This window comes from Pseudoalteromonas sp. T1lg76 (assembly GCF_002964725.1).
In the GTDB taxonomy this organism is placed as follows: domain Bacteria; phylum Pseudomonadota; class Gammaproteobacteria; order Enterobacterales; family Alteromonadaceae; genus Pseudoalteromonas.
Genome location: NZ_PQCE01000041.1, coordinates 1 through 18,416 on the forward strand (window position 1 = coordinate 1; position 18,416 = coordinate 18,416).

The following is an 18,416-nucleotide window of genomic DNA, read 5'->3' on the forward strand; positions in this document are numbered from 1 at the left end:
CAGCTAACGCTGTTCAAATCTGTTCCAGACAGATTTGTCACTTCCTCGAACTGCGAAGCGGGGCTTCGGTTTCTCGTCACCCAAACTCAGAAGTGAAACGAAACAGCCGGATGGCCGGCCCCGGCTAGGCGTCCCCGGTCAAAGATAGTGTGGCATTTGCCATGTGAAAGTAGAACATCCTACTTCGTAGCGAGCCAGGGCCTTATTTAAAGAAACCCGTTGCAGCAATGCAGCGGGTTTTTTGCGTTTATAGGTCGGCCTTTTAGGCCGACATTGCGGCATGGATCTGCACATTGCTCTACTACCGCCCTTCTTGTCGGGGTTATCGGCAATATGCTCCTGTATTGTTTAATGTTGGCCTAAAGGCCAACCTACAATTCTTGGCGGTAAACCCCGAGCTACAACGCAAATCCCGAATAGCCTGGTCTCATCATGGTTGCCAGTACTTTTATGCTTATGTTACAAAGAGTTTTTGTTCATGAGCAACGACTATGTATGAGCTTTATCATTGGTTTGATCTCTTAGGTGTAGCCGTTTTTGCTATTTCCGGCACGCTCTTGGCTCATGAAAAAAATATGGATGGATTTGGCGTGATCGTCCTGGCCGCTGTAACCGCCATTGGAGGCGGGACACTGCGCGATATGCTTTTAGATGTGCCGATATTCTGGGTGTATGACACCAGTTACTTTATCACCATATTAGCCACGGTTTTTATCACCATAATGTGGCTTAACTATAAACCACACTTTCCTCACTACTGCTTGCAACTCGCCGATGCTCTGGGGATCGCCTTTTTTGCCATTATGGGGGCTCAAAAGGCGCTGGAACTTGGGGTGCCGGCAATGACGGCCGTGATCATGGCTGTACTGACAGGGTGTTTTGGTGGCGTTATTCGCGATGTTTTGGCGCGAGAGGTGCCCATGTTGTTAAAAGGTCCCTTGTACGCCATCGCCTGCGTTGTCGGGGCCGGTTTATATATATTGCTTCTGCACCTGGGAACCAATCCTGAGTTGGCCATGTGGCTCGGTGGTATCGCTACCTTGCTGGTGCGCCTTATTGCCATTCGTTGGAATCTGGGTTTATACGTTTTCCGATATCCTAGCTAGACTTAGATTAACTAGTCAGGCAAGGAGACAGGGATGTGTCTTTAGCGCAAGTATATACTCGTGAACAAATCGGCATCGAAGCCATTGAGGTGCGTGTTGAAGTGTATCTCGGCTCCGGCCTGCCCAATTTCAATATCGTTGGTTTACCCGAAACCTCGGTGAAGGAAGCCAAGGACAGGGTGCGCAGTGCCATAGAGAATAGCCATTTTATCTTTCCCAACCAACGTATAGTCGTCAACCTGGCTCCCGCCGATCTACCCAAGGAGGGAGGGCGTTACGATCTTGCCATTGCCGTGGGTATACTCATTGCTTCGGAGCAGCTTAAGTTTGCCAATCTTACTCAGATTGAGTTGCTGGCCGAGCTTGGCCTTGATGGACAATTGCGCCCCATTCGTGGGGTGATCCCTTCGGTTATGGCTGCCAACAAGGCCAATCGCCTGGTCTATCTAAGTGCAGAGAATCAAGGTGAGGCAGCATTAATCGACACAGCTCGGGTTAAGTGTGCTCACTCATTACAGCAGCTCTGGCACGATCTTTCCGGGCAGCAAGAGCTGGACTTGTTGACTCCTTTGCCCATTGAGCAAAAGATCACACCCGCGAGTGTCGATTTTAGTGAGGTCAAGGGTCAGCCCATGGCAAAGCGGGTGTTAGAAATCGCTGCCGCAGGTGGCCATAATGTGTTGTTTAGTGGTCCTCCCGGTACAGGTAAGTCCATGTTGGCACAGAGGTTTGCGACCATATTGCCGCAGATGTCCACGCAACAGGCCTTGGAGACCGCCGCCGTATATTCAGTCTCGGGAAAGCCCATCGATGCCAGCCAATGGCTGCAGCGTCCTTTTCGCTGCCCTCATCATACCTGCTCGGCGGTAGCTCTAGTTGGCGGTTCCTCTAAACCTAAGCCGGGTGAAATTTCCTTGGCTCATAATGGTGTCTTGTTTTTAGATGAGCTACCCGAATTTGAACGTAAAGTGATTGATAGTCTAAGAGAGCCGATGGAAACCGGTAAGGTCACTATCTCGCGAGCCGCTCAGCAGGTGGATTTTCCCGCACGTTTTCAGCTAATTGCTGCACTGAACCCCAGCCCTACCGGGCATTATAGCGATAAGCGGGCAACGCCTGATCAGGTGATGCGCTATCTGGCGCGTATTTCCGGCCCCTTTATTGACCGCATCGACCTGCAAATTGAATTGCTCCGCATTCCCAGTGCCCAGTTGCTCTCCTCGCAAGCAGAGGAAGACAGCGCGACCATTCGTACCCGGGTGATCGCCGCCTGGCACAGGCAGCAGCAACGCCAAGGCAAGGCTAATGCCTTGCTGTCGGTGCAAGAGCTGCAGACTCACTGTGCGTTAACTGCCATGTGTCGGGACTATCTTGGTGCCGCCAGTGAACGCTTCAAGCTGTCGCCTCGCTCTCATCAACGTATTATCAAGGTGGCGCGAACCATAGCCGACCTCGCCGGCGAGCAGGAAATTTCCCAAGCCTGCATTAAAGAGGCTTTAAGTTATCGCGCTTTTGAGCGCATGGTGGCAGCTCTGGGGTAATTGCCATTGCGCCAATATTTACCAGCTGTTAACATTGTTGAACTAGCCAAATTGGAGTGTTCAATGAAAAAGTGGATTTTTGCGGCCGCGTTATTACCTCAACTTTGCTTGGCAAATGCTAGCGATGCCATGACTTTTTATCTTGATCAGCAATACCAAAAAGCCTTTACCTTATTTGAGCAAACCGCCGAACTTGGCGATGGCCGCAGTCAGTTTAATCTTGCAGTGCAGTACTTACGCGGACAAGGAGTGAAGGCCGATCCCATCAAGGCCTACGGTTACTTTTCTGTGGCCATGGATAATGGCTTTAAAATGGCCGAGCAGGCGAGAAAGTCTGTGGCTCGCCGCCTAGACAAATCCCAGTTAGCACAGGCTAAACACTTGGCCGACGAGCTTATCGCTCGCTATGGCAAGCTAGGAACTCAAAGCATCAATTATGAGTTGAGTCGTACGCTTACTTATAATCCGACCCGGGAGAAAACCGCTAACCCAGCTACCGCTTACCCCGATTCTCTGCAAAGCGATGGTGTGCCGGGGCTGGCCAGCTATCTATTTGATATAGATGAAAACGGCGTGCCGCGGGATCTGCTCTTGCTGAATTCCTATCCGGCTCCCGAGTTCGGCCAAAGCATTGCCGAAAAATTACGCGAAACTCGTTTTGTTGCCGCCGATAAAAAGTTCCATAATGCCATTATTCGCGGTGTTTTCGCCGGTGCCCAAGACAGTGAAATGAGTCACAAGCTTAAGGCCAGGGCACAGCAGTTATTACAGCAGGCTAAAAGAGATGATGTGAATGCCCAGGCCGAATTAGCCAAGGTATTAAAAGTGCTGGATGACCAGCCTCAATATCATGCTATCGACGGTGGCGTGAAGGCCATACCTGTTGTTGCGCCACAAATAAGTTTTAGCAGCATTACTCAGCCAGAATTTACCAAGCAGGAAAAGTTAGAGACTACTTACTTTACCTTTTCTTACCTGGTTAATCTGGATGCCGAGGGTAAGGTGGCTCATTGGCAGCCGTATGAGCAGGTGAATATTCCCAGGGTCTTACGCAAAAAATCCGAAACCCTGATGAAGCAGTGGCAGCTAAGTGCCGCTGATGGAGAGCTAAAAGACCAAAATTGGTACCGGGTGCAGTTTTTCTATAATAATCAGGTCGCTAATTCAGCGTATTTGAATGACCAAATAACTGCCCATGTTGAGATTAAGCCGCTGAGTAACAAAGAAGAAGAGCAGCAATGGCGTTATTGGCAGCATAAGGCAGCTATGGGAGGCCACAGCGATACCCTGTTTCAACTTGGGGTGAACTGCAATCTCCGTCTACTGACTTTGGCGGCGAAACAAGATCATAGCCGGGCGCAATTACAGTTGGGCAAATGCTTGATGACCAAAGCCGATGGTTCTGCTGTTTATGCGGAGCAGGCTAAGCATTGGTTAGAAAAAGCGGCGGCGCATGGCAGCCTGATCGCTAAGCGTAAGTTAGCCGGTTGGTATGTACGCTATTCCGATAATGGCAGTGAGCTGGAAAAGGCCATAGAGTTGGCCGAAGAAGTAGCGGATGAGAATGATCATCCCCTTGCCTATGCTTATCTGGCAGCGGCACATGCCAAGCTGGGCAACTTTGAAGAGGCGGTTGATTACCAGCAGCAGGCGGTGAATGAAGCCAATGAACAGGCCTTTGAGCCGACGCCCTTCCTGCAGTCGCTTGCGGCCTACCAGCAGGGTAACATTCTGTTTTAAAGCCTTAACTTGAAGAGAGCATATAGCCTTTGCCGCGTACCGTGACAATGCGCTTTTGCTCTTTTTCATCGCCCAGCTTTTTACGCAGGCGCCCTATCAATACATCCACGGTGCGATCCGTGGGGCTCCAGTCCGGCTGACCAATTTCCTCTGACACCTTCTCCCGCGATGTGGCTTTACCCGCATTGGCAATTAAGCAAATCAATACCTTGTGTTCTGCCTCGGTAAGCCGCAGTTCTTCGTTGTTGGCGGTGATCAGGGTGCGATTATCCGGGTGCAGTTTAAAGTCTGCATATTCGATATATTCGGTGCTGTCACTGACCTGGCTAGCCGCGCCATGCAGGCGCTTATATACGGCGCGCATACGCAATTCGAGTTCAAGTAAGTCAACGGGCTTGCAGATATAGTCATCGGCTCCTTGTGCCAGACCGGCGATGCGATCCGACTGCGAGTCCCGGCTTGAAAGCATGATCACGCCGATCTCGGTAAGGGTGCTTAGCTCCCGGGCTAAGGTGAGGCCATCCTTTGCGGGTAAGACGATATCGACTATGGCCAATTCGATGGCATGCTGGGAGTCGCCCTGTGATGCTTGCGCCAAAGCCAATGCTTGCGCCCCTGTACTATCGACCTGGATGCAAAACTCGGTATCGGCAAAATGATTTTCGATGCGCTTAACGAGTAGCTCATCGTCTTCAACAAGTAACACATGAACGGGCATATGGTTTTACCTAGCGTATTATTGACCTAAGGAGGCGGCAGTATTGGCTCCAACTTTATAATGTAATGGGCCCACTGCCAACTATTTACGACAAAGCCGAGGCCCGTGTTTGCTGGATTAATCAGATCAAGATAAGGAGTACGCCCCTTAAATTGCTCCACCATTATATTGCTCACGGCGGTTTTTAGCCCCGGCTATTAATCCTCCTTTGAGGCGGAAACTTAAGCGAGCAGGGCTAACAGCAAGATGATATACAGGCCACTGACCAGCAGCTGGATCAGACAAAAGCCCATAATGTCTTTGGCCTTTAAGCCGGCAATTGCCAGAACAGGAATGGCCCAAAATGGCTGGATCAGGTTAGTCCAGGCGTCGCCCCAGGCTACCGCTAAGGCCACAGATGAAAGCGGCACCTCAAGGGCCTGCGCGGCGGGGAGTAGTAAGGGTGCCTGCACCGCCCACTGGCCGCCTCCCGAAGGCACAAAAATATTCACCAGGCCGGCGCTAAGAAAACTCCATATCGGCAGGGTCGTACTATCGGACAGGGCGATAAACAGCTCAGAGATGTCTTTGGCCAAGCCGCTTTGGCTCATCAGCGCCATCAAGCCGGCGTAAAATGGAAATTGAATGACAATGCCGCTGCCGCTACGCACCGCATTATTGAGTTGGCTAATAAGCGCGCTGGTGTTGGGTTGCAATAGCAGGGCAAAAAACAGAAACAGGGCGATAATGGTGTTGAGGTTTAAGCCTTGTGCACCCGTATAAAAGCTGCTGCCCAAATAAATCAGGCCCAGCAAACCTAAGGTTGCGGTAGGCCAGCGTGCCTGCTCTAAGGCATTGCCCGCAGCATTTTGCTGTGTCGTTTCCTTATCTCCCTGCAGTTGCTCTGTATCGACATAAACGGCGTCCTGCGCCTTGGGTAGTAGCAAGTAATTAAGCAGGGGCAAAATGATGGCCAGGCCAATCACCAGTGCCAAATTCAGTGTCGAGAACAGGGTTTGCGAGGTGTCTATCAGACCAATTTGCTGTTCGGCAAAGTGCCCCGGTGTGGCAATGGTCAGAGGGATCGAACCGGATAAGCCGCCATGCCAAATAATAAATCCGGAATAGGCACTGGCTACCAGCACCCGGTAGTCAACGCGACAAAAGCGCGCCACCGCCTTGGCAAACAGGGCGCCGACCACCAGACCAAAGCCCCAGTTAAGCCAGCTTGCTAAGAGGGCGACCAAGGTAGTAACGACCACCGCCTTGCCTGGCGTATTAAGGCGCCGAGCGACAAAGTTTAAACCGCGCTCGACACTGGGAGTGGTTGCCAGCAGGTAGCCGCATACCAAGACCAGCAGCATCTGCATGGCAAAGGTGAAGAGGTTGCTGATGCCGCCGCCCCACATTTGCACCAAGGCCAAGGGCGAGTGATCACTGCTTATTAACGCGAGCGCAAAGCTCACTAGGGTGAGCAGCATGACGATCAGCAGCGGGTCGGGCATGTATTTGTCGGTCAGTTTGGCTATGGGTTTGGCAATTTTGGCTAGCATAGGTCTGTAACTATTTGGTATTAATTATTATTGTCTTAACTATTACTCTCTTAACATAGATAGGGTAATGTTAAAAAGACTAAACTTTAGCATGATAGGCTAAAGTTAATGAGATTACAAAAAGGGCAAGGATTTAACTGATTGAAAAATAAGTATAAAAAGTTGGCCTGAATATTGTAATTGGTTATGGTAATTAAAGAATTGTAATTGACTAACGAGGCTTATATGTCAGGACAAGGTTCAGGTGGTAATGTAATCGCCGCTCTATGTAACGTATTCTTCCCGGGACTGGGGCAATTGGTACAGGGGCGTATTCTAGCGGCCTTATTATTTGCCATCTTCTTCTTCGGTGGCGCCGCTCTATGGTGGCTGATAGTGCCCGGCATTATTGCCGCAATCGTGTATGTATGGGCCATTATCGACGCCGCTAAATATCGTTCTTACGATTGAGACAGAAAAAAGCGTGCTTAGGGCACGCTTTTTTTGTGTCTTTTTATATCAGGGTGAGCCAAAAGAAGAAACTCACAACACTTAGCAAGGTGCTTAACACCACTGCGCTAGCCAATACTTCGCTGCGGGTATCAAGTTGTTTGGCAACTAAATAGGCATTTACACCCAAGGGTGAAGCACTGAGCAGCACCACAAGGAGCAGTTGTTGCTGTGGCAAGGCAAAGACCTGGCTGGCAAATAACCACACCAGGGCGGGTAGCAAGAATAGCTTGCTGGCAGACAGGCCTAAAGCCAGATGCAGCCCGGGGCGAATTTGGTAATGATGTAAATTGGCGCCTAATACAAACAGGGCTCCGGCTATGGCCGGCTCAGCCAGTAGCGCTAAACCATTTTCCATTGGCTCGGGCAGGGCCAAACCGCTAAGGTTGAACAGCAAACCTAAAGTAATGGCCAAGATCACTGGGTTTAAAAGCAGTTGGCGCACCGTGGTGAGCCAGCTTACCCTTTGCGAGCGACCCGAAAATGCATAGGTGAGTAAAAATAGCAGGGCACTGTGGAAGGTGATCAGCACAAAAACCGTGGCCGCTATGTCTTTGCCAAGCGCCTGAATGGCAATGGGCAGGCCGATTAAGACAGTGTTGGAATAGCTGGCACCCAGTGCCAATACCGCTCCCTGTGACCAATCGCCGCTATAGTACCTATACAAGATCAGCATCAGGCTAAACATCAGCACCACCGGAATATAAAAGCTCAGCATCAGCTCCAGGCTAACCACGCTGCCTAGTTGGGCCTGCGCCATATTAATAAACAGAAACACCGGAATGCTGATGTAAAAGGTAAAACGACTGATCCCCGAGAGCTGTTCACCATTTAGAAAGCGCAGCTTGGCACAGGCAAAGCCGACGCCAGCGATAAAAATCAGTGGGAAAATAATGGCAAAGGTATCGAACATGGTCATTTTGGGTGGCGGTACATAGGGGGATTTTATCATGCTCATAGGCTCGGCGGAGCAACTAATTCCCTAGGCAGTAAGCTATGCTTGTTGGTATGATGCGCGCCTTATTTGCAAGGGCAAAAATACCATGGAATATCAGCTATATTCTGATCCCTTATGGGGAAAGCGTGTAAAGCTAAGTGACGAGCACCGCTTAGTCGCGCGCTGGTTTAACGATGAGTTATATGACAATGATGAGCTGTTGCAGCGTTTTCAGCAGGCGCTAAACCAGGATTCGCCAAAAAGTTCGGTCAATGGCTCGCAAGAGTTGGTAATAAACGGCAAAGAAATGCGGGTGGTGATAGCCCATGGCGAGGTGCTCTTTGAAAGTCACGGCTTGCATCACGATGAGGATGACCTTGACGCCTATGCCGCGGATGAGCTAGTGCTGGATGAATCTGAATTAGTTGCCGCCTGTGGCGTTGAAGACCTGCTCGCCCTTATACAGGCGTGGCAGGGGTTTCGCTAGCGCCGCTGCAATTAGCGCCGCTGAGCTTGGCCATGCACTTGCTCGTGCCGTTTAAAGATGGCGATGTTTCAAATGGCCTTATCATCAAGATGTACTGATATTTCGTTCTTTTAACTTACGCGTCAAGGTGTTGCGTCCCCAACCAATACGCAATGCTGCTTCTTGTTTATGGCCGCCACAACTGGCCAGGGCGGATTTGATCAGCCGCGTTTCCAGCTGTGCCTGAATATCGGGCCAGACATTGTCCTTACCCTGTTTAAACTCGTTATTGAGCCACTGCTGGAATAGATCGAGCCAGTCAGAATCTGCTTCTTGTTCTATGCTGGCACTGAGCTCGGGCGGCAGATCTTCTGCGCCTATGTATTCCCCCGGCGCCATCACTGTCAACCAGCGACAGGTATTTTCCAGTTGCCTGACATTGCCCGGCCAATTGAACAGCTTCATTTGCTCACAGGCCTGTGGGCTTAAGGTCTTACTGGGCACCTTTAATTCTTGGGCGCTTTTATTAAGGAAGTACTCGGCTAACTGCTCTATGTCTTCGGTGCGCTCACGCAGAGGTGGCAGCTTTAAGCGCACCACATTTAAACGGTGGAATAAATCTTCGCGGAATTTGCCCTGTTGTGCCAGGCGCTCTAAATCCTGGTGGGTGGCGGCGATAATACGCACATCCACCTTGAGGCTTTGGTGACCGCCAACACGATAAAATTCACCGTCGGCCAGCACCCGTAATAAGCGGGTTTGTACATCCAGGGGCATATCGCCGATTTCATCGAGGAACAGGGTGCCGCCATTGGCCTGCTCAAAGCGACCCTTGCGCACGCTGTCGGCGCCGGTGAAAGCGCCTTTTTCATGGCCAAAGAGCTCAGACTCCACCAAGTCCTTGGGAATGGCGGCCATGTTAAGGGCGATAAAGGGGTTATCCTTACGTGGGCTATGTTGGTGCAGGGCGCTGGCGACCAGCTCTTTACCCGTACCAGACTCGCCATTGATCAATACGCTCATGCTTGAGGCGCTAAGCTTACCTATGGCACGAAACACCTCCTGCATGGCCGGTGCTTCGCCGATAATCACAGAGCGTTTTTGCTCCTTGGTGACTTTTTTGGCCTTTTTTTGCGTGTGGGCACGTACGGCGCGATCAACCACGCTCACCGCTTCTTCTAAATCAAAGGGTTTGGCCAGGTATTCAAAGGCTCCTTTTTGAAAGGCCTGTACCGCCGAGTCCAGATCCGAATGGGCGGTCATGATGATTACCGGCAGATTGGGATTTTCTTCGCTGATCTGCTCTAACAAGGCCATGCCGTCCATTCCGGGCATGCGCACATCCGAGAGTAAGACCGCCGGTTGTGAAAAGGTCAGGGCGGTTAACACATCTTGGGCGTTATCAAAACTTTCTACATCATAACCGCTGCGCGTCAGCGCCTTTTGCAGCACAAAGCGAATCGATGCGTCATCATCTACCAACCAAACAGATTTCATCATAGCCCTCTTAGCCGCTTACAGTGGCAAATACAGTGTAAACTCAGTATGGCCCGGCCAGCTGTCGCACTCGATAAAGCCTTGATGCTGATCGATCAAGGTTTGTGCGATCGACAACCCTAGTCCCGAACCACCTTCTTTATTGGTTATCATGGGATAAAACAGGGTTTCCTTTACCTCCGGCGCTATGCCTGGGCCATTATCACAAATTTTGATCTGCAGGGCTTTTTTGAGTGTCGTATCGTAGCGGCGCACATGATAGCGTACCCGGGTTGATACTTTAATTTCGCCTCCTGCACTGAGCGCCTGCATGGCATTGCGCACTATGTTAAGGAGGACCTGCTGGATTTTATCGCCATCGACCACAACATCCGGAATACTCGGGTCATAGTCTTTAATCAGGTCGATATTTTTATTGTTATCCAGCATGCAGAGCTTTAATACATTCTCCAGGGTTTGATGGATATTGGTCGCCTGTTTTTGTAAGCGCTGGTTTGGCCCCAGCAGCCTGTCGACCAATTGCCTTAATCTATCCGCCTCGTGAATAATTAGCTGTGCACACTCATCGCGTTCCTGCTGATCAACCTCATACTGCAATAATTGCGCCGCTCCGCGAATTCCACCGAGTGGATTTTTAATTTCGTGCGCTAAATTACGGATCAGGGTTCTAGCCGCTTGGTGTTGATGCATTTGGTTGGAGGCTTGATCGAGGCGGATTTCTTCATCCGTTTGGCGGATTTCAAGCAGTAAAAATACCTCACCCTGGTAGTTGATGCGGCGGCTATTGAGCGCCAGGTTGGCATGGCGGGTATCTACGAACACCACGTCAGCCCTGTGCTGGTGGCAATCCACCCCTTGCTTGAGGGTGTAGTTGGCGATGCGCTCAAGTTCCACCGAGTGATAGTTAAATAGGGATTCGAAGGGCTGGCCTTGAATGCGTTTTAAGCCTTGTCCAAGCAGCTCGGTGCAACTGGTGTTGGCGTAAACCAGATTAAAATTTTTATCTAAAATAAGTATGGCAGTGTGCAGGTTTTCCCACATCTGCTGGAAGAAATCGCCGTGAAGTTTCATCTTTAGTAATAAGTTGCACCAGTATGGTGCAACTATCTTAGCAGGTTTATTGGGCTGTGCGCAGCCATTTCCTTAGCTGCATTGCAATTAAGGGCCGGTGATCATCGAGCGGCGATGCATAAAGAAGGTGATGGCCTTGGAGCTGGCCAATACTTCGCCCTCGCTATTGAGTAGTTTTAAAACCAGGCTGTGCTCGCCGCGATCAATATCGCGCAGGGCAAACAGGCTGGAGCTTTGTGGTTCGCCATAGGCTTGGCCGTCCATAAACAGCTGTACGCTATGTCCTTGTAAAAATCTTGGTTTCACCTGCCCACTGATATGCACTGAGCCGGTGTTATCGCGAATGGTTTCTTCTTGCGTCGGTGAGGTGATAGTTATGCTAAATTTGACTTGCTCCAGTTCATCATCGACTTCATCGAGAACACTGGTGTCGATGCTGGGCATATTCATTACCGGAGCGTTAAGGGTGACTTTTTCTGCTCCCTTGCGCGGGGTGTCAGAAAATACCAATACGCCATTCTCATCCTTGTACACGTAGATGTCTTTGCTCGGTGCGGCCCATGCTGTACTAAAAATAGTTAGCAGCACGACCATACTTAAAATATACAGCCTTGTGTTCACGTGAAATCCTATTTATGGTTGTTATTCTTATAGTTAGCAAAATAAGCCAAGTTACTGGCTAGGTATTAACTTTAGTCCAAAGGTTGTATTTTTTCCATAAAAAAAGCCCGCAGAGCAGGCTTTGAGAACACACATGATATAACTAAATTGTCATTATCTGTTTTATACGCTGTAGTACATTTCGAACTCAACTGGGTGAGTTGTCATGTTTAGCTTTTCAACTTCTTTGGCCTTCAGCGCGATATAAGCGTCGATTAGGTCATTAGTGAATACGCCACCTTGAGTTAAGAACTCACGGTCTGCATCAAGACAAGCAAGGGCTTCGTCTAGTGAAGAAGCAACAGTTGGGATTTCAGCCGCTTCTTCCGCAGGTAGGTCATATAGATCCTTGTCCATGGCATCGCCAGGGTGGATCTTGTTCTTAATGCCGTCAAGACCAGCCATAAGCTGAGCTGCAAACGCTAGGTATGGGTTAGCCGCAGGGTCAGGGAAGCGTACTTCGATACGACGACCTTTCTCTGAAGGAACCACTGGAATACGGATTGATGCAGAGCGGTTACGTGCCGAGTAAGCAAGCATTACCGGTGCTTCGAAGCCAGGAACTAGACGCTTGTAAGAGTTAGTTGCCGGGTTGGTGAAGGCATTGATCGCTTTAGCGTGCTTGATGATACCACCAATGTAGTAAAGCGCGTCTTCTGAAAGACCGCCGTACTTGTCACCAGCGAAAAGGTTCTTGCCATCTTTAGCTAGTGATTGGTGACAGTGCATACCTGAGCCGTTGTCGCCAACTAGAGGCTTAGGCATAAAGGTAGCCGTTTTACCATAAAGGTGAGCCATGTTGTGGATAACATACTTCATCTCTTGGATTTCATCTGCTTTGGTAACCATGGTATTAAAGCGAGTGGCAATCTCGTTTTGACCGGCAGTGGCTACTTCGTGGTGGTGTGCTTCTACTACATGGCCTAGCTCTTCTAGTACCAAGCAGGTTGCACTACGCCAATCCTGTGATGAATCAACAGGCGCAACCGGGAAGTAACCGCCTTTTACGCCAGGACGGTGGCCAGTGTTACCGCCTTCATAGTCGCGGTCTGAGTTCCAAGACGCTTCTTCGGCATCGATCTTGTACATAGAACCAGACATATCGGTTTTGTACTTAACATCGTCAAATAGGAAGAACTCAGGCTCTGGACCGAATAGAACTGTGTCGGCGATACCAGTAGAGCGCATGTACTCTTCGGCGCGCTTAGCAACAGAGCGAGGATCACGCTCATAACCTTGTAGTGTTGAAGGCTCAACTACGTCACAACGTACAATCAGTGTGGTTTCTTCAGCAAACGGGTCAAGCTTGGCGCTGTTTACGTCTGGTAGAAGTACCATGTCAGATTCATTAATGCCTTTCCAGCCAGCGATTGAAGAACCATCGAACATCTTACCTTCTTCGAAGAAGTCTTCGTTTGCTTGGTGATGTGGGATAGAAAGGTGCTGCTCTTTACCCTTGGTATCGGTAAAGCGTAAATCTACGAACTTAACGTCATTTTCTTTAATAAAAGTTAAAACCGTATGTGACATGTGTCCTCCAACTAGGAATATTTTGTGTGCTGCATGTTACTGCAATTGTGCACTCATAAGCTTAAATCGTGCCAACTATTTAAATGTATGTTTGTAAAGGGTTTTAATTAAACGTGTTATTTCAACAAAGCTATTATGCACCCTTTTGGTGCGCACCTGCATTGCTTTGGTGCATTTGTTTTGCCCTTTTTTAAGCCATGGTTTACGGCTCGCTCAAGGCTTGCTTTAGATTAAAGCGCTTACCTTGTGCAAGGTGCAATAGGTTAGCTGAAAAATACCTGCTAAGATTTTTCTGTGGTTGATTTTTATCCACACTAACGGTGCGTTATGACAATTAGGTCACAGTCACAGAAAAATAATGTTGGATAAACTTTCATCTAGTGACGTTATAAGGGATAATACGCGCCCTTTTAAACCCAACGCAGGTAGTTGTTTGCCGAGCGTGGATCCTCTAGGAACAATGAGGCTTGCCTCTTAAGTAGATATATGAGCATCGAAAAGTTAAGAAATATCGCGATCATCGCGCACGTTGACCATGGTAAAACGACTCTGGTTGATAAATTGCTTGAGCAATCGGGCACACTGCAAACTCGCGGTGGTAACGAAGAGCGAGTGATGGATTCTAACGACATTGAAAAAGAGCGTGGAATTACCATCTTAGCTAAAAATACGGCAATCAACTGGAACGATTACCACATCAACATCGTAGATACTCCAGGACACGCCGATTTCGGTGGTGAAGTAGAGCGCGTTCTATCGATGGCTGATTCAGTACTTCTTCTTGTAGATGCTCAAGAAGGTCCTATGCCGCAAACGCGTTTCGTTACGCAAAAGGCATTCGCACAGGGTTTGAAGCCAATCGTTGTTATCAACAAAATCGACAAGCCAGGTGCTCGTCCTGATTGGGTTATGGACCAAGTATTCGATCTATTCGATAACCTGGGTGCAACTGACGAACAGCTAGACTTCAAAGTAATCTACGCGTCAGCTATCAACGGTTGGGCAACATTAGATTTAGATGAGCCTTCAGACAACATGGAACCTATGTTCCAAGCGATCGTTAACGAAGTTGAAGCGCCGGATGCCGATCCTGAAGGTCCATTGCAGATGCAGATCTCTCAGCTTGATTACAACTCATACGTAGGCGTAATCGGTGTTGGTCGTATCAAGCGCGGTACCGTTAAAGTGAACCAGCAAGTCACTGTTATCGGTGCTGACGGTAAAACACGCAACGGTAAAGTTGGCCAGGTATTGACTTACTTGGGTCTAGATCGTCACGAAGCGCAAGAAGCAGCTGCGGGCGATATCATAGCTATCACAGGTCTTGGTGAGCTGAAAATCTCAGATACTATCTGTGACGTAAACAATGTTGAAGCGCTTCCTCCGTTAAGCGTTGACGAGCCAACAGTTACTATGACCTTCTCAGTAAACACTTCACCGTTTGCTGGCCAAGAAGGTAAATACGTGACTTCACGTAATATCCGCGAGCGTCTTGACGCTGAGCTTGTTCACAACGTAGCACTACGTGTAGAAGACACTGACAACCCTGATAGCTTCCGTGTATCAGGTCGTGGTGAACTTCACTTAGGCGTATTGATTGAAAATATGCGTCGTGAAGGTTACGAGCTTGCAGTTTCACGTCCTGAAGTAATCCTTCGCGAAGTGGATGGTGTTCTTGAAGAACCGTATGAAACAGTAACAATCGACTGTGAAGACGAGCACCAAGGCTCAATCATGGAACAACTTGGTCTGCGTAAAGCGGAAATGACCGACATGTCTCCAGATGGTAAAGGCCGTATTCGTATGGACTTTATAGTTCCTAGCCGTGGTCTAATCGGTTTCCAAACTGACTTTATGACGCTGACGTCTGGTTCAGGTCTGATGTATCACACATTCGATCACTACGGTCCTCATAAAGGCGGTAAGATTGGTCAACGTAAAAACGGTGTATTGATTGCTAACGCGCAAGGTAAAGCGTTAACTAACGCCCTATTCAACCTACAAGAGCGCGGTAAACTATTTATCGGTCATGGTGTTGAAGTGTATGAAGGTATGGTTATCGGTATTCACAGCCGTGACAATGACCTAACTGTTAACGCCCTTAAAGGTAAGCAGTTAACCAACGTTCGTGCGTCAGGTACTGACGAAGCACAAACACTTGTGCCGCCTATCAAGATGACGCTAGAGCAAGCGCTTGAGTTCATCGATGATGACGAATTAGTAGAAGTAACGCCTGAAAGCATTCGTATTCGTAAGCGTTTCCTAACGGAAAACGAACGTAAGCGCGCTTCACGCGAAAGCAAAAAAAGCTAATTACAGCGAATAATGAAAAGCCCGCACATTGCTGCGGGCTTTTTTGTGCACCTTGAAAAGTTGTCGCCGCAAATGTCAGTTAATTTCTAGATGCTTGTGTAGCCCATTGAATATTCTTGAGTATTCATCACTATTCATGTTCTTATTCTTTAAGGAATTAGAAAGACTTGAGCTGACTATTAACATGGAGAGCAGAAATGAGTTTAGGAACTGCAATAAAAAATTTGCGTCAGCAGTATCAATTAAGCCAGCCCGAGCTGGCGGTCAAGGTAGGCATTGAGCAAAGCTATTTATCCAAAATTGAAAATGATAAATCGACCCCTTCTCAAGATATTTTTGAACGCTTATTAAGTGCATTCAATCTTACCTTGGAGCAATTTATGGCGCAGTGGGGTGAAGACATAGACCTCGGGCAGCTGAACCAAATCACGCAAACCAAGCAATATCTGCAACAGCAGCAAAGTGCGATACAGCGCCGCCGAGCACAGATACAGATTTGGGCCATCGCCCTAGTTGCATTAGGTTGCGCACTTTTTTATTGCGCTCACAATGCCTTACTGTTTCCGGAGCGACAAATCGTTTATGAGTCGCAAGGGGTGATAAAAGACTCTGAGCCGGACGATGTTTTTTCAAGGTGGCGCCATTTAATACCTGATGAGCAAGACCACGTTGAAGTGGATAAAAAGCGAAAGGAAATGTCTCTGCGAGCCGATAAAACCTATAGATACAGTTTTGATATGCTAGGGATAAAATTTGAAGAGCAGGTTGATGGTGGGAGACGGGTGTTTTTCCATAGTACCGTGATTGAACACCCAAGGACGATAAACGGTGTGCTGACCTTTATCGCTGTGTTTGCTTTTGTCAGCGGCGTGATGCTGGCCGTAACGCCTGTCTTAAATGGGCGAAGGAAAAAGCGTTAGGCAGAGACGGCGTATTGACGCCGTCTTGTTTATGTCATGCTTAACCATCGCGGCCATCCACGCGGGGCTTAAATACCACGGGGGCATAGGCGATGATATAAATCAGGTAGGCAAGGGTCCACAAGAGTGCAGACACCAAGATCAGGCTTTGATACTGGTCACTCACCAGGGGCGCAAACACCCGGATCACAAAGGCGCTAAACAGGGCGATAAAGGCGCTATTGATCACCCAGCCTACCTTGATCATGCGTCCGGTATGACCGAGACACACCCGAGATATCATAGCCAATATCATTAATCCCATGCCGCCAACGGTAATGGCATGATAGGCCAAGGAAGGGTTGCTTAATACTTCCATTCTCATCAGCCCCAGCATCAACAGGCCAATACAAATGGCCCAGTAGCTGAGATGCAGCGGCCATACTAAGGCGGTCCCAAAGGTAACCCAGATGCGCCAGCGCCAGGCGCGCGCAAAGTTAATCAAGGCCGCAGCGATAAAGGCCATAGCTTGCAGTGCAATACCTTGTTCGCTGTTGACCAGGGTCAGCAAAGCGCACACCAATACCGAGATGATAGAGGCCTTATCCAGCCACAGGATATTGTCTACTTTTGGAGTTTGTGTGCCATTAGCGGTAAACATGGGGAATACCCGACCACCGATAATTACCATTACCAAGGCCACCATTAACACCATGGTATGGCTGAGGGTAATAAAGTTAAGCGCTACCCACTGAAGCTGGGATAAGTGCATTAACAGGTTAAGAGCCGCCATCATTAGTAACAGGGGCACAAAAAACAGGTTGCGCACTAGCTGAGCCTTGATAATGGGTAAGGCAAAACACAGTGCCGCGGCGGGTAGAAAGGCGATATCCACGGCAATCACTAGGGCACTGGGAACCCATGAACCGGGCAGGGCCATCAGTATTCGCGCACTTAACCAGAGTAACACCAGGGCTGCCAAGGGCTTGCCCTTAATGCTGGGCACTCCGGTCCAATTCTGCACCGCGGTCAATAAAAAGCCCGACATAATGGCCACGGCAAAGCCAAACAGCATTTCATGGGTATGCCAGAAATAGCCGCCGCCATAAGGTGAAAACGCTAGGTGACCCGTATAGGTAAGGCTCCAGGTGATTATGCTGAGCATGCCAAACAGGGCGCCAAGCCAAAATAGAGGTCGAAACGCTAAGCGCATAAAGGCCCAACCACGGGCCTTTTCATCGGGTTCTGCAATTTGTCCACTGGGTAGTAACACGGCCATGACATCCTCTCTTTGTTATCTCAAAATTTAGATGGTTCGCTTATCTGTAGTAACTGTTTGAGCTCTGAATCCGTGTTCGAATTCACCAAATCGGCCAGGGTGAAATTATCTAAATGGGCAAAAAAACACTCCATGGCCTGCGCCAAAATCCCCTTAAGCTGGCAGGCGGGAGAGATCACGCAGTGATTATCTGCACCAAAACACTCTACCAGGGTCGAGTCCTGCTCATGCAGGCGCACCAGTTCGCCTATATTGATTTGCGCCGGCTCGCGGCTTAGGCGAATACCGCCATTTTTACCTCGGGTGGCAGTGAGGTAATCCTTATTACTCAGCACCTGTACCACCTTCATCAGGTGGTTTTTGGAGATCTGATACTTATCGGCCACCGCCTGTATGGTGACCGTCTCGTCCTGATGCAAGGCTGCATAGATCAGGGTGCGCAGCGAATAATCGGTAAAGCGGGTGATATTCATTAACGAAAGACCTTAGCGTCAAAGCGCCTTTGATGATATTTAAACATGTATTTATTTTACATCTTTGGTTGTAATGTGTAAACTTCCTTAAGATTCATTTTGAATGCATGTTATTGAGGTTCCGTTGGAAGCTTATCTGAGTTGGCCCGTCGACCCTATACCCAG

At 49.0% G+C, this 18,416-nt stretch carries 16 protein-coding genes; 7 read left to right on the plus strand and 9 right to left on the minus strand.

The window, feature by feature from the left end:
- Positions 1 to 491: 491 nt before the first annotated feature.
- The 3 genes from C2M35_RS14210 (at position 492) to C2M35_RS14220 (ending at position 4,387) form a co-directional block, all read left to right on the plus strand.
- Complete coding sequence (locus tag C2M35_RS14210; RefSeq protein ID WP_105258117.1) at positions 492 to 1,106, plus strand: trimeric intracellular cation channel family protein; 615 nt, start codon at positions 492 to 494, stop codon at positions 1,104 to 1,106.
- A 35-nt stretch (positions 1,107 to 1,141) separates the two neighbouring features.
- The gene (locus C2M35_RS14215; RefSeq protein ID WP_105265623.1) at positions 1,142 to 2,647 is read left to right on the plus strand and encodes a YifB family Mg chelatase-like AAA ATPase; all 1,506 of its coding nucleotides are present in this window, start codon (positions 1,142 to 1,144) and stop codon (positions 2,645 to 2,647) included.
- 63 nt (positions 2,648 to 2,710) lie between these two features.
- On the plus strand, positions 2,711 to 4,387 hold the full coding sequence (locus C2M35_RS14220) for a sel1 repeat family protein (RefSeq protein ID WP_105265624.1): 1,677 nt from the start codon (positions 2,711 to 2,713) through the stop codon (positions 4,385 to 4,387).
- A 4-nt stretch (positions 4,388 to 4,391) separates the two neighbouring features.
- Here the strand turns inward: C2M35_RS14220 and C2M35_RS14225 are convergent, their stop codons facing one another.
- Both C2M35_RS14225 and C2M35_RS14230 read right to left on the minus strand, forming a co-directional pair.
- Positions 4,392 to 5,105 (minus strand): response regulator transcription factor, encoded by a 714-nt coding sequence (locus tag C2M35_RS14225; RefSeq protein WP_105265625.1) that lies wholly within the window; start codon positions 5,103 to 5,105, stop codon positions 4,392 to 4,394.
- Positions 5,106 to 5,326: 221 nt separating this feature from the next.
- The gene (locus C2M35_RS14230) at positions 5,327 to 6,637 is read right to left on the minus strand and encodes a short-chain fatty acid transporter (RefSeq protein WP_105265626.1); all 1,311 of its coding nucleotides are present in this window, start codon (positions 6,635 to 6,637) and stop codon (positions 5,327 to 5,329) included.
- Positions 6,638 to 6,862: 225 nt separating this feature from the next.
- Between C2M35_RS14230 and C2M35_RS14235 the strand changes: the two genes are divergently transcribed.
- Complete coding sequence (locus C2M35_RS14235; protein ID WP_105199284.1) at positions 6,863 to 7,087, plus strand: hypothetical protein; 225 nt, start codon at positions 6,863 to 6,865, stop codon at positions 7,085 to 7,087.
- Between the two features lie 43 nt (positions 7,088 to 7,130).
- Here C2M35_RS14235 and C2M35_RS14240 read toward each other — a convergent pair whose 3' ends face one another.
- On the minus strand, positions 7,131 to 8,084 hold the full coding sequence (locus C2M35_RS14240; protein WP_234000074.1) for an AEC family transporter: 954 nt from the start codon (positions 8,082 to 8,084) through the stop codon (positions 7,131 to 7,133).
- An 85-nt stretch (positions 8,085 to 8,169) separates the two neighbouring features.
- On the opposite strand from C2M35_RS14240, the gene C2M35_RS14245 reads away from it, so the two are divergent.
- Entirely contained in the window at positions 8,170 to 8,550 is a 381-nt protein-coding gene (locus C2M35_RS14245) for a YacL family protein (protein WP_105265627.1), read from the plus strand.
- An 84-nt stretch (positions 8,551 to 8,634) separates the two neighbouring features.
- On the opposite strand, the gene ntrC is transcribed toward C2M35_RS14245, so the two are convergent.
- The 4 genes from ntrC to glnA form a co-directional block, all read right to left on the minus strand.
- Complete coding sequence (gene ntrC / locus C2M35_RS14250) at positions 8,635 to 10,026, minus strand: nitrogen regulation protein NR(I) (RefSeq protein ID WP_105213491.1); 1,392 nt, start codon at positions 10,024 to 10,026, stop codon at positions 8,635 to 8,637.
- 18 nt (positions 10,027 to 10,044) lie between these two features.
- Positions 10,045 to 11,097 (minus strand): nitrogen regulation protein NR(II), encoded by a 1,053-nt coding sequence (gene glnL, locus C2M35_RS14255; RefSeq protein ID WP_105199287.1) that lies wholly within the window; start codon positions 11,095 to 11,097, stop codon positions 10,045 to 10,047.
- Between the two features lie 87 nt (positions 11,098 to 11,184).
- Positions 11,185 to 11,718, minus strand: coding sequence for a DUF4124 domain-containing protein (locus C2M35_RS14260; RefSeq protein WP_158677991.1), 534 nt, complete (start codon positions 11,716 to 11,718; stop codon positions 11,185 to 11,187).
- Between the two features lie 162 nt (positions 11,719 to 11,880).
- Positions 11,881 to 13,287 carry a glutamate--ammonia ligase gene (glnA, locus tag C2M35_RS14265; RefSeq protein ID WP_105213490.1) on the minus strand — a complete coding sequence of 469 codons (1,407 nt, stop codon included), beginning with the start codon at positions 13,285 to 13,287 and terminating at the stop codon, positions 11,881 to 11,883.
- A 486-nt stretch (positions 13,288 to 13,773) separates the two neighbouring features.
- Between glnA and typA the strand changes: the two genes are divergently transcribed.
- Together typA and C2M35_RS14275 are read left to right on the plus strand one after the other, a co-directional pair.
- Positions 13,774 to 15,600 carry a translational GTPase TypA gene (gene typA, locus C2M35_RS14270; RefSeq protein ID WP_105265628.1) on the plus strand — a complete coding sequence of 609 codons (1,827 nt, stop codon included), beginning with the start codon at positions 13,774 to 13,776 and terminating at the stop codon, positions 15,598 to 15,600.
- Between the two features lie 197 nt (positions 15,601 to 15,797).
- The gene (locus tag C2M35_RS14275) at positions 15,798 to 16,520 is read left to right on the plus strand and encodes a helix-turn-helix domain-containing protein (RefSeq protein WP_105258103.1); all 723 of its coding nucleotides are present in this window, start codon (positions 15,798 to 15,800) and stop codon (positions 16,518 to 16,520) included.
- A 40-nt stretch (positions 16,521 to 16,560) separates the two neighbouring features.
- On the opposite strand, the gene C2M35_RS14280 is transcribed toward C2M35_RS14275, so the two are convergent.
- Both C2M35_RS14280 and C2M35_RS14285 read right to left on the minus strand, forming a co-directional pair.
- Positions 16,561 to 17,778, minus strand: coding sequence for an NnrS family protein (locus tag C2M35_RS14280; protein WP_199774435.1), 1,218 nt, complete (start codon positions 17,776 to 17,778; stop codon positions 16,561 to 16,563).
- 20 nt (positions 17,779 to 17,798) lie between these two features.
- Positions 17,799 to 18,251: an Rrf2 family transcriptional regulator gene (locus C2M35_RS14285; RefSeq protein ID WP_105199292.1), complete on the minus strand. Its 453-nt coding sequence runs from the start codon at positions 18,249 to 18,251 to the stop codon at positions 17,799 to 17,801.
- Positions 18,252 to 18,416 lie beyond the last annotated feature (165 nt).